At 61.5% G+C, this 15013-nt stretch carries 15 protein-coding genes; 6 read left to right on the top strand and 9 right to left on the bottom strand.

Annotated elements, in window-relative coordinates; all coding sequences use genetic code 11:
• The 3 genes from OP495_RS01310 to OP495_RS01300 all read left to right on the top strand — a co-directional run.
• Window positions 1-1214: carbon starvation CstA family protein (locus tag OP495_RS01310; RefSeq protein ID WP_280566631.1), on the top strand; the 1214-nt coding region annotated here is incomplete at its 5' end.
• Window positions 1201-1497, top strand: coding sequence for a cory-CC-star protein (locus tag OP495_RS01305; protein ID WP_280562115.1), 297 nt, complete (start codon window positions 1201-1203; stop codon window positions 1495-1497). The genes OP495_RS01310 and OP495_RS01305, both read left to right, overlap by 14 nt.
• Window positions 1498-1541: 44 nt before the next feature.
• Window positions 1542-2483, top strand: coding sequence for an ArsA family ATPase (locus OP495_RS01300; protein ID WP_280566628.1), 942 nt, complete (start codon window positions 1542-1544; stop codon window positions 2481-2483).
• A gap of 12 nt (window positions 2484-2495) precedes the next feature.
• Here the strand turns inward: OP495_RS01300 and OP495_RS01295 are convergent, their stop codons facing one another.
• Window positions 2496-2660 (bottom strand): hypothetical protein, encoded by a 165-nt coding sequence (locus OP495_RS01295; protein ID WP_280566626.1) that lies wholly within the window; start codon window positions 2658-2660, stop codon window positions 2496-2498.
• A gap of 226 nt (window positions 2661-2886) precedes the next feature.
• On the opposite strand from OP495_RS01295, the gene OP495_RS01290 reads away from it, so the two are divergent.
• From OP495_RS01290 to OP495_RS01280, 3 genes are read left to right on the top strand one after another with little or no spacing between them, the layout of a single operon-like run.
• Window positions 2887-4233, top strand: coding sequence for a paraquat-inducible protein A (locus OP495_RS01290; RefSeq protein ID WP_280566648.1), 1347 nt, complete (start codon window positions 2887-2889; stop codon window positions 4231-4233).
• Window positions 4226-5869: an intermembrane transport protein PqiB gene (pqiB, locus tag OP495_RS01285; protein ID WP_280566624.1), complete on the top strand. Its 1644-nt coding sequence runs from the start codon at window positions 4226-4228 to the stop codon at window positions 5867-5869. The genes OP495_RS01290 and pqiB overlap by 8 nt, the downstream gene beginning before the upstream one ends.
• An 11-nt stretch (window positions 5870-5880) precedes the next feature.
• Window positions 5881-6525: an ABC-type transport auxiliary lipoprotein family protein gene (locus OP495_RS01280; protein ID WP_280566622.1), complete on the top strand. Its 645-nt coding sequence runs from the start codon at window positions 5881-5883 to the stop codon at window positions 6523-6525.
• 12 nt (window positions 6526-6537) lie between these two features.
• Here OP495_RS01280 and OP495_RS01275 read toward each other — a convergent pair whose 3' ends face one another.
• The 8 genes from OP495_RS01275 to cheY form a co-directional block, all read right to left on the bottom strand.
• The gene (locus OP495_RS01275; protein ID WP_280566620.1) at window positions 6538-7236 is read right to left on the bottom strand and encodes an RNA polymerase sigma factor FliA; all 699 of its coding nucleotides are present in this window, start codon (window positions 7234-7236) and stop codon (window positions 6538-6540) included.
• 136 nt (window positions 7237-7372) lie between these two features.
• Window positions 7373-7804 carry a flagellar protein FlhE gene (locus tag OP495_RS01270; RefSeq protein ID WP_280562123.1) on the bottom strand — a complete coding sequence of 144 codons (432 nt, stop codon included), beginning with the start codon at window positions 7802-7804 and terminating at the stop codon, window positions 7373-7375.
• The gene (locus OP495_RS01265; protein WP_280562124.1) at window positions 7801-8238 is read right to left on the bottom strand and encodes a hypothetical protein; all 438 of its coding nucleotides are present in this window, start codon (window positions 8236-8238) and stop codon (window positions 7801-7803) included. The genes OP495_RS01270 and OP495_RS01265 overlap by 4 nt, the downstream gene beginning before the upstream one ends.
• Before the next feature lie 10 nt (window positions 8239-8248).
• Window positions 8249-10450, bottom strand: a complete 2202-nt coding sequence (flhF, locus tag OP495_RS01260) for a flagellar biosynthesis protein FlhF (RefSeq protein ID WP_280566617.1) — start codon at window positions 10448-10450, stop codon at window positions 8249-8251.
• Complete coding sequence (gene flhA / locus OP495_RS01255; RefSeq protein ID WP_280562127.1) at window positions 10447-12531, bottom strand: flagellar biosynthesis protein FlhA; 2085 nt, start codon at window positions 12529-12531, stop codon at window positions 10447-10449. Before flhA ends, flhF begins: the two co-directional genes overlap by 4 nt.
• A complete protein-coding gene (gene flhB, locus OP495_RS01250) occupies window positions 12528-13697 on the bottom strand; it encodes a flagellar biosynthesis protein FlhB (RefSeq protein WP_280566615.1) in 1170 nt (389 codons plus the stop codon). The genes flhA and flhB overlap by 4 nt, the downstream gene beginning before the upstream one ends.
• 199 nt (window positions 13698-13896) lie before the next feature.
• Window positions 13897-14586, bottom strand: a complete 690-nt coding sequence (gene cheZ / locus OP495_RS01245; protein WP_280562129.1) for a protein phosphatase CheZ — start codon at window positions 14584-14586, stop codon at window positions 13897-13899.
• 22 nt (window positions 14587-14608) lie between these two features.
• Window positions 14609-14998 (bottom strand): chemotaxis response regulator CheY, encoded by a 390-nt coding sequence (gene cheY, locus OP495_RS01240; protein WP_280562130.1) that lies wholly within the window; start codon window positions 14996-14998, stop codon window positions 14609-14611.
• Between the last annotated feature and the right edge of the window lie 15 nt (window positions 14999-15013).

Raw genomic sequence — 15013 nt, 5'->3', positions numbered from 1 at the left:
ACTCGGGGTCGATGCTCCTGCCCTCGGTCATCGCCCTCGCCGTCATGTATAGCGCAGCGCTTTTGGCCAGCGAGGTACCCATTCTACAGATCGATCTGGTCAGTTGGTTCGGCGGCGCCGACGCGGCGGTAGCGGGCGGCTTCGATGCCACCTCGATGGCCTTTTTGGTATGGATCGTGGTGTTGATGGTCTACGTCTATATCGCGTCGACACTGCCGGTCTGGAAGCTGCTTCAGCCGCGTGACTACATCAACTCGCATCAGCTGGTGGTGGGGCTTGCCCTGCTGTATCTGGGGCTTATATTCGGGGCGCCGGAGATGACTGCCCCCAGCGTCAACGGCGAAGCCGATATCAGCTGGTATCCGCTGCTGTTCATCACCATCGCCTGCGGGGCCATTTCCGGGTTTCATGGCCTGGTCGCCTCGGGCACGACGTCCAAGCAGCTCGACAAGGAAACCGACGCCCGCTTCATCGGCTATGGCGGCGCCTTGGGTGAAGGCATGCTGGCAATGATCGCGATCATCGCCGTAGGCACGCTGTTCGCCTCCAGCGCAGATTTCACCGCTACCTATTCCAGCTTCTCGGCGGCCGGTTCCAGCGGTCTCAGTTCCTTCGTGAAAGGTGCTGGCCAGCTCGCCGGTAACCTCGGTATTCCCGAGCACATGGGCTCGACCCTGGTCGCTGTGATCGTGGTCAGCTTCGCCGCCACCACGCTGGATACCGCCGTACGCCTGATGCGCTACATCATCGCCGAACTGGGAACCGAGTACGGCATGCCGGTCATCGCGCGCAAGCATGTCGCCACCAGCATCGCCGTCATCGCCAGTGCCGCGCTGGTGATTCTGCCGGAAGGACCCAACGGCTTCGGCTCCGGCGGTTACTTGCTGTGGCCACTGTTCGGCACCAGCAACCAGTTGCTGGCCGGCATCACCCTGATGCTGGTCTCGGTGTGGCTCAAGCGTCAGGGCCGCCCGGTCGTCTTCACGCTAGTACCGATGCTGTTCCTGCTGGTGATGACGCTGTGGGCCATGGGCCAACAAGTGATCTTCACCTGGTCGGGCTTCGGCGATGCGGACCGCAACTTGCTGCTGTTCACCTTTGGCAGCTTGATCATGGTATTCACACTGTGGATTCTGCTCGAGGCTTCACGTAGCTTCCGTCAGGGCGGCGTTCCTGCGCAGCAGCAACAGCCGAGTTCCGATGAGTCGCGCTGATGACGAACGGACCGCGTCCGCCGGCTGGCGGACGCGGATCAAACGGCTCATCGAGGGCTACGACGCGGTGCTGAGCCTTCAGCACCGGCGTGAAATCGTCCGCGAACTTCAGGATGAAGAAGATCTCTTCATGCTGCTGTGCTTCTGCGACATGATGGGGATCCCCAATCCCGTCGGCGACATGACCCTGGAGCTCTATCCCTATATGCTGGACCGCTTTCACGAGTGGCATCAGCGTCAGGGCATGCCCCGCTCGCCCCTGGATGGTTTTCGCTGCTGTTGAGCGGCGCCGATGACGCGTGGCACAACCGAGGAGAGACAGCCGATATGGCCAAAAGCCTTTTTTTCGGCGGCAAGGGCGGCGTCGGCAAGACCAGCTGTGCGACCGCTTATGCGCTGAGTTGCGTAGATGCCGGATGGAACACCCTGCTGGTGTCCACCGATCCGGCCCACAATCTGGCCGATCTCTTCGGTCGCCAACCCGGCCCAACGCCAACGTGCATGCGCCCTGGCCTGGATGTCGTCGAACTCGATCCCGATCACGAGACGAAGCGCTATCTGGATGAGGTCAAGGCCAACATCAAGCCCATGGTGAGCGGTGAACGTAGTGCGGCGGTATTCCGCCAGCTCGATCTGGCCCGCCATGCCCCCGGCACCGAGGAAGCCGCCTTGTTCGATGCGCTGGTCAGCCTGTTGCTCGACACCGGGCAGCACTACGACCGTTTGATCTTCGATACCGCGCCGGGTGGCCATACCGTGCGTTTGCTCGCGCTGCCGGAGATCATGGGTGCGTGGGTGGACGGCTTGATGCAGCGTCGCCACAAGGTGCGCAGCGACTACAAGGCCTGGCTGGGAGACGGCGAGGTGGTCGATGACCCCATTCAGGAAGCGCTGATGCGCCGACGCGGACGCCTCGCCGCCGCTCGCGAACACTTGACCTGCCCTGCGCACTCGGCAGTGATTCTAGTCGCCAACCCGGAACGCCTGCCGACGCTGGAAACAGCGCGTACGCGTGATCTGTTGGAAGCCAACGGCCTGCATGTCAGCGCCGTGGTCATCAATAAATGCCTGCCCACTACGGTCGATAGCCAATGGGTCGCCAACTGGCGCGAGGAACAACAGCCCTGGATCGATCAACTCGAAACATCATTCGCAGATCGCCTATGCATACGCATCGAACATCAGCCCCATGCACCCGCTTCAATCGACGATCTACGGCCTCTCAACGATGCCCTTGACGTGCTCTCGCCGTGGCACACGCACGCCTGATTCGCTCGCTCATTAGCGACCACCGATAACTGATACGACGAGCCATGTCGTATAGGCGATAAACGTCGCCAACAGCCAGACTGCCTCCAGGCGATTGATGCGCCCCTGGCCCTTCCAGCCGATACCGAAGACGGTCAGCGCCAGGGTCAAGCCCGCCATGACCGGCCGATCCCGCATGAGTACCTCGCTATTCTAGCGCAATCGGCCGGGCATGCTACTGACAAACATACGCACGTGAATGTACGCTATTCACGCTACTGATCTTCTCAGGCAAGAGTCTGTCGGAATATCCCCGCGCCGAATTGCTATAGTGCATCCATCATTCGGTACCATGAACCTATGAGCGAGAATGAGTTTGGCAGATAACGTTTCGTCACAAGCGCCTCATCACTCGCCATGCGACATGGCAACGTCGGTGGCGACGACGCGCCACTCACGGCGACGTCTGCGCGCCTGTCACGAATGCGATTTGCTAGTGGCGCTGCCGCCCTTGAAGCCGAGAGAAAAGGCCGAATGCCCGCGTTGCGAACATATACTGGCCACACGTCACGACAAACCTGCCGAGCGTAGCCTCGCACTGGCCGTCGCCGCCTTGATCATGCTGACGCTGTCGGTGTCTTTTCCCTTCATTAGTTTCGAGGCCCGTGGCGTCACCAACCGCATCGAGCTGACCGAGACCGCCTCGACACTGGTCGGCTTCCACGAACCACTGGTGGCAATTTGCGTGCTGCTGACCGTGATCATCCTGCCTACGGTCTACCTATGTAGCGTCATCTGGCTCTCGCTGGGACTTCTCAGGCGCCGCATTCTGCCCTATTCACGTGGCATTGCCCGCGCCCTGAAACACTTGACGCCGTGGATGATGGCCGACGTCTTCGTCATCGCCGCGCTGGTCAGTCTCATCAAGATTGCGGGAATGGCAGATGTCAGCCTGGGGCTCTCGTTCTGGACGTTTTGCGCCTATGCCTTGTTATTGCTGCTCACCACCCAGTCCATCGACACCGACTGGATGTGGTTTGCACTAGCCAGCGAGCCCTTGGCACCGGAAGGCGCCCGCTCGGGTGAACCCGCGACGCCGCAAGGCTTGAGCGGATGCACAACCTGTGGGCTGGTCAATCGTCTCGATGCCCAGGGACACGGGCGCTGTCGACGCTGCGGGGAAACGCTGCACGCACGAACCCCCGGGAGCCGCCAGCGAACGCTGGCCCTGCTGCTGGCTGCGGTGGTGATGTACATTCCGGCGAACCTTTACCCGATCATGAGCACGACATCGCTCGGCAACACCTCGCCCTCGACCATCATTGGCGGCGTCATGCTGTTTCTGCAGCACGGTGACATCCCCATCGCAGTGATTATCTTCACCGCCAGCGTGGTGGTGCCCATCGGCAAGATTCTCGCGCTCGGATGGTTATGCTACGCCGTACGCCATCGTGGCGAGCCGCTAAACAATGTCACCCGCGTGCGCCTCTACCGCATCACCGAGTTCATCGGACGCTGGTCGATGGTGGATGTGTTCGTGGTCGCCATCCTCGTCGCACTGATCCGCGCGGGCGAACTGATGTCGATCTCGCCGGGACCCGCCGCCCTCTCCTTCGCCAGCGTGGTGATCATCACCATGCTGGCGGCCCACAGTTTCGACCCGCGCATGATCTGGGACGATCTTCCCCAACGTCCTCGACGCACATGGCGGAACCGCCTGCCACGAGATATCGCTACCGTTTCACCACGCAAGGAATCCGACGATGCCTGAAGCTCCACAGCGCGCGACACGCCAATATCGCCGCCGCCTATCGCCGATCTGGATCGTGCCGTTGGTAGCGGTCCTCATCGGCTTATGGATGCTTTACGACAATCTTTCCGGCCTCGGCCCCACGATCACGCTGCAGATGAAAAACGCCGAAGGCATCGAAGCCGGCAAGACGTTGATCAAGACACGCAATGTCGAGGTCGGCCGCGTCGAGGATGTGACGCTCTCCGACGACATGTCGCATACCGTGGTCACCGCGCGCATGCAACCCGACACCGAGCGCATGCTCAATGACGATGCACGTTTCTGGGTGGTCAAGCCACGCATCGATCGCGAAGGCATCAGCGGCCTGGGAACCGTGCTGTCGGGGGCCTACATTCAGTTGCTGCCCGGTCACGGCGATGAGCCCCAACGCGACTTCGATGTGCTCGATCAGCCCCCGGTCGCGCCCCCCGACGCCCCAGGAATTCGCATCAACCTGGTCAGCCAGGTGGGCAGCTCACTGAGCGCCGGCGACCCGATCACCTATCAAGGCTTTACGGTAGGCCGCGTGGAGAACACCGAATTCGACCCCGACGAGAAGGAAATGCGCCACCGCCTATACATTCAGTCGCCTTATGATGTGCTGGTCACCGACACCACACGCTTCTGGGTCTCGTCGGGGGTCGATCTGCGCCTGAACTCGCAGGGCTTCCGCGTCAATGTCGAGTCGATGGAGTCGCTCATCGGCGGCGGCGTAACCTTCGGCGTCCCCGAGGATGTGGAGATGGGACAGCCCGCTGAACCGGAAGCGACCTATCAATTGTTTGGCAACGAAGAAAGCGCCCGTGAAGGGACTTTCGATCGTTATCTCGACTATGTGCTGCTGGTCGACGATACCGTGCGCGGGCTTAGTCACGGCGATCCCGTGGAATATCGCGGCGTACGCGTCGGTACCGTGGAAACCGTGCCGTGGCATTTCGCGGCGCCGCAGCCCAACGCTCTGGACCGCTTTGCGATTCCCGTGCTGATTCGCATCGAGCCGCAGCGCTTCGACGACACCATGCAAGATTTCGATGCCGATGAATGGCGAGATCGTCTCCAGGGCATGTTCGAGCACGGCCTGCGGGCGACACTCAAACGAGGCAACCTGCTGACCGGGGCACTTTTCGTGGACCTGAACTTTCATGACGATCCTGAGCCTTACGAGCCGCTCACCTTCGAGGGCAAGAAGGTCTTCCCGACGACCACCGGCAGTCTCGCGCAGATCGAGGAGAAAGTCTCGAACCTGCTCGACAAGCTCAACGACGTGCAGATCGAGCCCGTCCTCGACTCACTGGACGAGACGCTGACGACCACGCAGAACACGATGCAGCAAGTCAACGAGATCGCCGACTCGGTGGACGCACTGCTCGACGATCCAGCCACGCGCGAGCTGCCCGGCAATCTCAACAAGACGCTGCGCCAGACCCGCGACACGCTGGATGGCTTCTCCCCAGACTCACAGGGTTACCGGGAACTCAACGATACGCTCTCGCGGCTCGAGTCATTGATGCGCGACCTGCAACCCGTAGCACGCACGCTAAGCGAGAAGCCCAACGCTCTGATCTTCGACAGCGAAGACGCTCCTGATCCGCAACCGAGGGCTCCACGCCAATGACCGAGATGACGATGGCATTCACTCATGCCGAACGCCTGACACGCCCGGTGCGGCTTCTCGCTGCCGCCGGGATGGGACTTTGCATGTCGATTCTGGTCGGCTGTGCCGGACAAGGCATCGACCAGTCCCGCTATACGCTCCCCAGTGAAACGCAAAATATCAATGTCGCCGGCAGCGACTTCAGGGGCAGTGTCTCGCTCGCACCACCGCGCATGGCTAACTACCTGAAGGATGACGGCATCGTCATGCAACTCGATGACATCCGCATCCATCAGGCACGCCACCACCTATGGGCCGAACCCCTTGATCGCCAACTGCAGGAACGCATGCGCCAGCATCTCGGTCAGGCACTGCCCAACGCCGACGTGCTGCGTCGTGGCCAGTCCGCCGAAGCGCCCTCGCCGGCGCTCCATGTCCAGCTCGACGTCGACCGCTTCCAGGGTCGCAACGACGGTATGGCCGTGGTCGGCGGCCAGTGGCGTGTCCGTGACGATAACGACCGCACGCTGTCGCGCGAGTCCTTCGAGATCGAGCGTCCGCTGAAAGACGATGGCTATCCTGCGCTGGTGCGAGCACTGGGCTCGGCTTGGGGTACCCTTGGCGATCGTTTGGCCAATACCCTCGTGGAGGTAGCCATCACGGCAGAGAAAGAATGAACCTCGCGGGCCTCAGGCTGCGAGCCGCCCCCTGAGACGTGCCACGGCCTGGCTATGCAATTGGCATACCCGCGATTCGCTGACGCCTAACACGGCACCGATTTCCTTGAGGTTGAGCTCTTCCTGGTAATAAAGCCCCAGCAACAGCTTTTCACGTTCGGGAAGTTGCTCGATGGCCTCGACCAGATGGGTGCGCGCATCACCTTTCAACAAGGCCTCGTGCGGAGTCGCCGGGGCGGTTTCGCCTGCCGGCGGCTCGCCGAGCTCAGACACGACCTCGTCGAAGCCCAGCAGATAACCGTTATTGGCATCCAGCAACAACTGATGATATTCATCGACGCGCATATCCAGAGCGCTGGCGATTTCACGCTCGTCCGGGGCACGTCCGAACGATTGCTCGAGCTTGTGTACCGCCTGATCCAACGCCCGTACGCTGCGCCGTACACTGCGCGGCATCCAGTCGCGACTGCGCAGTTCATCGATCATCGCGCCGCGCACACGCTGATTGGCGAAGGTGGAAAAACTCGCCCCTTGGGCGGTATCGAAGCGTTCCAGCGCGTCGAGTAACCCCACCATGCCGGCTTGAATCAAATCATCGAGTTCGACACTGGCCGGTAAGCGTACTTGCAATGCCAGCGCATGACGCCGCACGAGCGGCGTGTATTGCTCCAGCAGTGCACGTTGATCGATTTTGCCCTGTGCCGTATACATCTCTATCGCCTCGGATGTTCGGGTCGACGCTCGACGCGACGCCCGCTGACATTATCGAGCTTCCGACCTGCCAGCCAAGGCCGGAATAACCCCCGCTTGATGGGTCTTTTCCCGAATTCGTCTTCACCGCATCCTCTCAGCGGTAATTCACGATCAGTTGCAAGTCCTCGATGCGCACGCCCGTGTGCGATGCTTTCCCGGAGGTGGCGCGCCGAAAGCACAGTACAAAAGGCCCTCTAGCGGAAAGCCCCTCCAGCGCCTGCGTCCCCCCACGACGCGTGGCCATTTCGACACAACGACGCGGATGACACAGCCACGCCCGCACATCGCTCGGCTCCTGCGTGGTGTAACGCCAGGACACCCGCGTGATACGGCCATCGCCGACCGTGTGGGACTCGGGCGGGCGCAGAGGTGACGTTCGCTCGTCACGCCCCGGCGTCGTCAGCAGCGGTCCACGTGGCAGTGTCACCGCCCAGCTGCCGGCTTCGACAGCTTGCGCGAATGGCGTCATGCTCAGCGCGGCACCGATCGCGACCAGCAATGCCATGACGCAGCCCAGGGATTTCACGAGCGGCGCTCACTTGAGGGCAGTGTATGCGCCAGCCAATCGGCGGGGTCGACGTAGAGCTCGACCGCCAGAAAGCGGCGCGCCGTATTCACCAGGTTGCCAAGCGGCATATCGCCAGCGCTGGCTGGATCGCGTATCACCAGCAGATGTGGCAGGCGCTCATACTGCGACCATTGCTTGAGTTCGCGATAGGCACGTTGCAGACCTTCCACGCCAGAGGCCACCCAGATGCCCCAATGCGGCGAGGAGCGCTGGGCGGCGGTCACCTCGCCGACAGCGAGTGGCAGTGTCTCCCAGGCAAAGCCACTGAGAGACGCCAGTCGTTCACAGATCGCTGTCACCGCCTGGGGCGACGGATGGCCGATCGTCACCAGCGCCGACTTGTCGCGCCGCTGACTCGCATAGGCGCGCAACCCCGCCGCTTGATCGCTCATCGTCGTCACCTCACGACGTCTGTGACAGCGCCGCATGCGCCGTCAGCAAGTGCATCAAACCCTGTAGCAGGGTATCGGGGCTGCGTCGTTTGCGTTCACCGGCGAGACGCTTCACCACGGGGCGCGCATCCACCGCCCAGCCGTCCTCGCTCAAGTCCATGCGTAGCGCCAGGGCCGCCAATTGCGCTGCCAGATAGACACGCAGTTCGCAATCCAGAGGAGCCGACCCTCCAAGCTGCTGCCATGCCGTGCGCATCAAACGCGACAGATCATCCTGTTCGAGCTGGCGGTAGACTAAAGCCCGCATATCGATATCCAGCGCGTCGCCCCCATGCCCCAGCCAGTGATAAACGCCCCGCCGACGCCCGCTCTCGGGATCGTGACTCGTCGCAATCCAGAGCTGTAGAGTGCACGCATCGGTCTCGGCCAAGGCCACCGGCAAGCGCGACAGTGTCACGCGTCGTGCGCGACCGCGCAGACGGCAGGTATGCTGACCACAGGGCTCGGCTAGATCGACTAACTCGCCTATCGCCAGACGTTCCCCGGCATGCCAGACGCGCTGCTGCACCCGCGTGCGTGCCAGCCAGGGGCTGTCCGCCTCGCGCAGCTGTTGCCTGACATCGGCATCAGGTACCCGCGCGAACACATGCCAATGACTCCCCAGATGGCGACGCGCCAGGGTCAGGCGTTGCGTATCGGACGGCGGCCAGCGGTGAAGAGGCCAGGCCAGCGGCAGCACATCGCCGTTGGCATCCAGCGGCAGCATCGGCGCCGCCCAGTCCATTCCTCGCGGCTTCCCTCCCGGCCAGAACAGCCCCGTCGCTTCGGCATCATGCCACGCCTTGATCATCGACGGCGGTGCCAGATGCTCTTCAAGCCAGCTTTGTTGTATGGCCCGCGGCGACTCGCGACGACGCCACGCGGCATCGAGCCAGGCCACGCCTGCTACGCCGCGTTGCAGCGTTTCCATCACCCGGGTCAATTGATCGCGCTGTGCCAAGAGATCCCGCGATAGCGCTTGCAGACCTTGTCCGGAGGCAGTGGGCCGCAGCATCTCGGTGAGTACGCCTTCATCGAAGGTAAAGGGCGAGCCCTGACCCACGGCCAACGCGTCATCCAAAAGCGCTGGCGCTTCGGCCAGGCGAATGTCTTCGGGTACGCGCTGGCCATGGGAAACGTAATAGAGGCGTAGTCGATGACGCATCACGACATCCAGCGCGGCGCCTAGACGCGGCGCTTCGTCGACCTTGGTCAACAGGCAACCGTAAAGCGGTGCACCGGCGTCCCGCGAAGCACGCTGATAGGTCTCGACAACTTCTTCAAGCGTATCGCCGTGGCTGGCCGCGTTCAGCAGCAAGAGACGCCGTACCGGACGCCCCGCACCGCCGAGGCGCGCGATCTGCCCGGTCACGCGCTGATCGCGCTGGCTCATCCCCACTGTATCGACAATCACCATGCGCTTGCCTTCAAGACGTGCCAGCAAGCCTTCGAGATCGTCTTCATGGTGCACGGCATGCACATCGACACCCAGCAATCTGGCATAGATTCGCAACTGTTCATGCGCGCCGATACGATAATCATCGGTGGTCACCAAGGCCACGTCGTCCCCGCCGAAGCGCATCACGTAACGTGCCGCAAACTTGGCGGTGGTCGTGGTCTTGCCTACGCCTGTCGGCCCCACCAGGGCGAACACACCGCCCTCCTCGAGCATCGTCGCCTCGTCATCGAGCACCTCGAGACGGGTCTCCAGTTGACGTCGGCTCCAGGCCAGTAAGCGTGGGTCATCGGCATCGACATCGGCGAGTTCGTCGGGCAACGTCTCGAGCATTTCGCGTACCAGACGGGCACTGAAGCCGGCGGTAATCAAGCGCTGGCGCAAGACGCCGCGCACGCCGGGGCGTGCACTGCGCGGGCGTGGTGTCTCTGCGATATGCGACATCAAAAGTTCGCGCATGGCCTGCATTTCGGCGTACAGGCGATCCTGCCCCGGCGCAGGCGATGCCTCGGCGGAAGGTGAACTGGCCTGCGCAGGCACGGTCACGTCCTCTGCCTGCCCAACCAGTGATGACTGTGCCTCTTCGGCCACGGCCACGACCTCGATGCCCTCATCCACGCGTCGGTTGGAGAGGATCAGGGCATCCTCTCCCAGCGCGTCTCGTACCTGTCGCATCGCCTCGCGACTGGTGGCACCGTGAAAACGCATCACGCTCATGAACGGGCTCCGACGGTAGCGGTGACACGCAAGGTGCGGTCATCGGGGATTTCGGCATTGGACATCACCACCAGATGGGTAATGCGGCGGCGCAGGAAGCGGGCCAGCAACGCGCGCAAACCATGCTGGACGACCAGCACTGTCGGCTCGCCACGCGCTTCCTGACGTTCCACGGCGGCCGTCGCCTGCTCCATGAGGGTATCGGCCAGTCCCGGTTCCAGGCCACCGCCATTGCTCAGCGCCTGGGTCAGAACCTGTTCGAGATTGGCTTCCAGGCCGATGACATGCATCTCCTGATCACCGGGGAACCATTGCTGGGTGATCGAGCGTCCCAACGCCACACGCACCATAGCGGTCAGCTCGTGGGGATCGGCCTGCTGTGGCGCATGCTCGGCCAGCGTCTCGAGGATGGTGCGCATGTCGCGAATCGAGACTTCCTCGGCGAGCAGATTCTGCAGGATGCGCTGCATCGCGGTCAGGGTCAGCAGCTTGGGCACCACATCCTCGACCAGCGACTTGTTCTCGGCAGCGATCTTGTCAAGCAATTGCTGTACTTCTTGACGCCCCAGCATGTCATTGGCGTGGCGATGCAGCAGGTGATTGAGATGCGTGGCCACCACCGTACTCGCATCGACCACGGTATAGCCGTAGACCTGGGCGCGCTCCCGCTGCGCGGCGTCGATCCATACGGCGGGTAGGCCGAAGGCCGGATCCTGAGTCGGCGTGCCTTCCACATTACCCGACACCTGCCCCGGATCGATGGCCAACCATTGTCCCGGATGCGCATCGGCGCGCCCCACTTCGACGCCCTTGAGGGTGATGATATAGGTCGAGGGCCCCAGCTCGAGATTGTCGCGGATGTGCACGACCGGTGGCAGGAAGCCGACATCCTGGGCGAATTTCTTGCGAACGCTCTTGATACGCCCCAGCAACTCGCCCTTCTGGCGATGGTCGACGAGTGGTATCAAACGGTGACCAACTTCGAGGCCCAGGGTATCGACTAGCTGTACATCGTCCCAGCTCGCCTCCGGCACTTCGGGCTGAGGAGGCGGTGTTTGGGGAGATGCCTCTTGGGTGACTTGTTGCTGATCACGACGCCACATCCACCACGCCAATCCCCCGAGCAACGCGGTGAACAGCAAGAAGACCAGGTTAGGCATCCCCGGCACGAGCCCCAGAAGTCCCATGACGCCTGCAGCCAGCATCAAGACCTGCGGATTGTTGAAGAGCTGACTGATCAGTTGCTGGCCGACATCCTGGTCGGTGTTGACGCGCGAGACGGTGACACCTGCCGCCGTCGAGATCACCAGCGCCGGAATCTGTGCCACCAGGCCGTCGCCGATGGTGAGCAAGGTATAGGTATGGCCGGCTTCGGAAAAGCTCAGGCTGTGTTGCGCCATGCCGATCGCCAGACCGCCGATCAAATTGATCATCATGATGATGATGCCGGCGATGGCATCACCGCGCACGAACTTGCTGGCCCCGTCCATGGAACCGTAGAAATCGGCTTCCTGCGAGGTCTCCTGACGCCGTTCCCGCGCGTCTTCCTCACCGATCAAGCCGGCGTTGAGGTCAGCGTCGATGGCCATCTGCTTGCCGGGCATGGCATCCAGCGTAAAGCGCGCGCCGACCTCGGCGATACGGCCCGCGCCCTTGGTAATGACCATGAAGTTGATCACCACCAGGATCAGGAACACGACCAGACCAACGGCGAAGTTCCCTCCGATCAGAAAGGCGCCGAAGGCCTCGATCACCTTGCCGGCCGCATCGCCGCCTTCGTGGCCCTCCATCAAGACCACACGCGTGGAGGCGACGTTCAACGACAACCGCAATAGGGTCGAAAACAACAAGACCGACGGGAAGGCCGCGAAATCGAGCGGCTTCTCCGTGAACATGCTCACCAGCAGCACCATCACGGCCAGAGTAATATTGAAGGTAAACAGAAGGTCCAGCACAAACGCCGGCAACGGCAGGATCATCATGCTCAAGATCATGATGATCAGCACGGGGCCGGCCAGCACCTTCAAGCGGGTGTCGTTCAGCCACTCACGACGGCCCCATAACTGACTCAACGCATTCATGGTGTGTCCTTGGCGTCGGCGACGTTTTGCCGAGACGGATCTAACTCGTCGGGCACGGGCAGGTCATATGGCGTTTGTGGCCAGCCACCCCCTTCCTCGCGCACACGTTTCAAGCGGTAGGCCCAAGCCAGCACTTCCGCCACGGCGGTATACAGATTCGCGGGGACTTCGTAATCGATGTCCACATGCTGATGCAGCGCACGCGCCAACGGCGGCGCTTCCAGCAAGGGCACGCCATGCGCCTCGCCCAGTTCGCGGATACGCGTGGCGACCATATCCGAGCCCTTGGCCACGACGCGCGGCGCCTCCATCTGACTCCCTTCATACATCAACGCCACGGCATAATGCGTAGGGTTAGTGACGATGACATCCGCATCCGGCACCTGGGCCATCATCCGCCGCCGTGCCATGGACTGCTGCTGAGCGCGCATACGGGCCTTCACCTGGGGATCGCCTTCGGTTTCCTTGTGCTCTTTCTTGACCTCGTCCTTGGTCATGCGCAGCTTCTTGGTAAAACTCCACAACTGGAAAGGCACATCGATCAACACCACGACAATGAGTGTCGCGACGCAAAAGGCCAGGCACAGCACCGCGAGGTTCATACCCCTTGCCAATGCTTCGCTCAACGGCAAGTTCATCAAGCCCAGGAGATCGCCACGATGCCACCACAGGAAGATCACGGCGACACCGCCCACCAGCGTCGATTTGGCGACGGCCTTGCCCAATTCCGCTATCGCTTGCGATGAAAACATGCGCTTCAATCCCTTCAGAGGATTGAGCTTGGACACTTGAGGCTGCAACGACTTTGCCGTCATCAGCCAGCCACCCAGCATGACCGGCGCTGCCAGCGCGACGACCGATACAATGAGGAACAACGGCATCAGGGACATCAGCGTGTTTTTGCCCAACGCCCAAATATGCGACATGAGTACGGAAGTATCGAACACTTCAGCGCGTGAAAATATGAATGACTGCTCCATGACGGCCCCTAAGCTTTCGTAGAGATGACCGCCTAGCGACCATAGCGTCATTACCCCTGCCGCCAACAGCATGAAAGTGGTCAGCTCGCGCGAGCGCGCAACCTCACCGTCTTCCCTCGCCTTGTCGAGTCGTCGAGGTGTCGGGTCTTCGGTCTTTTCCTCGTCGCTGTCACTACCGTCGGCCATGGGTCCTCTGACGTCGTGGCGCTAGAAGCCCTTCGCCAAGGCAAATGCCTAGGCGCCGAACAACCGCATTCATCGAATGCGGGCTATTTTCTCGGGAACGCGGGACAGCCGATCACTGGAATAGCGACTACTTAGCCATGCTATTCAGGAGACGCGAGACTGAAAAGCTGCCGGTAGGCACCGGCAGCGTTGGGAGGGATCAGAAACCCAGGCTATCGAGGAGGTCGTCGACCTGGTCCTGGTCATTGACGACATCGGTGCCTTCGGGCTTGACCTGCGGCCCGTTGAGCAGCTCTTCATCGACCTTCTGAGGCTTACGCGAACGCTCGTCGGCAAGTTGCTGCAGCTCTTCCTTGTCATGGCTCTCAGGAGCGGTGTCGATCAGCACCTGCACCAACTGCTGCTCGATCTCTCGGATGACATCCATCATTTTCTTGATGACCTGACCGGTCAGATCCTGGAAATCCTGGGCCATCATGATTTCGAGCAACTGCGCATTGGTCGCCTTGGTCTGGGACGGCACATCGCGCAGGAAGTCACGCGTATCCTTCACCAGTTCCTTGGCGTCGTCTAATTCGACAGGCGCGGCGAACCATTCTTCCCAGCGTTGGTCGAGCTTTTCGGCCCCCGATTCCATACGCTCTTGCAACGGCTGTGCCTGATCGATGGCGTTCAGCGACCGTTCCGCCGCTTGCTCGGTCATGGTCGCGACATAACTAAGACGATCTCGCGCATCGGGAATCGCTTCGGCTGCCTTTTCGATCTCCTTGTCCAGTCCCAACTCGCGCATGCTTTCATGCAGCATGCGCGTCATATTGCCGATCTTGTGGATTAGATCGTCAGTGGGGGTGCCATCCGCACTGTTCTCCGGCTGCGTTTCACCGCTCATGGCCTGCCCTCCTCGTGCGAACTTACTTGCCCAGTTTCTCGAAAATCTTGTCCAGCTTCTCTTCCAGCGTCGCAGCGGTGAACGGCTTCACGACATAACCATTCGCCCCGGCCTGTGCGGCGGCGATGATATTTTCCTTCTTGGCTTCCGCCGTCACCATCAACACTGGCAGCTCCGACAGCGCATCGTCCTGGCGGATCTCCTGGAGCATCGCGAGACCATCGAGATTGGGCATGTTCCAGTCGGAGACCACGAAGTCGAAACCACCGACACGCAGTTTGTTGAGCGCTTCCTGGCCATCTTCCGCTTCATCGACATTATTGAAGCCCAGTTCCTTGAGCAAACTACGCACGATGCGCCGCATGGTCGGGAAATCATCCACGACCAGAATGCTCATATTCTTGTCTGCCATACATCCTCCGATTCA

The sequence above is a fragment of the Chromohalobacter sp. 296-RDG genome, assembly GCF_029889885.1.
Lineage (GTDB): Bacteria > Pseudomonadota > Gammaproteobacteria > Pseudomonadales > Halomonadaceae > Chromohalobacter.
This window is presented reverse-complemented; position numbering and strand designations above follow the sequence as displayed.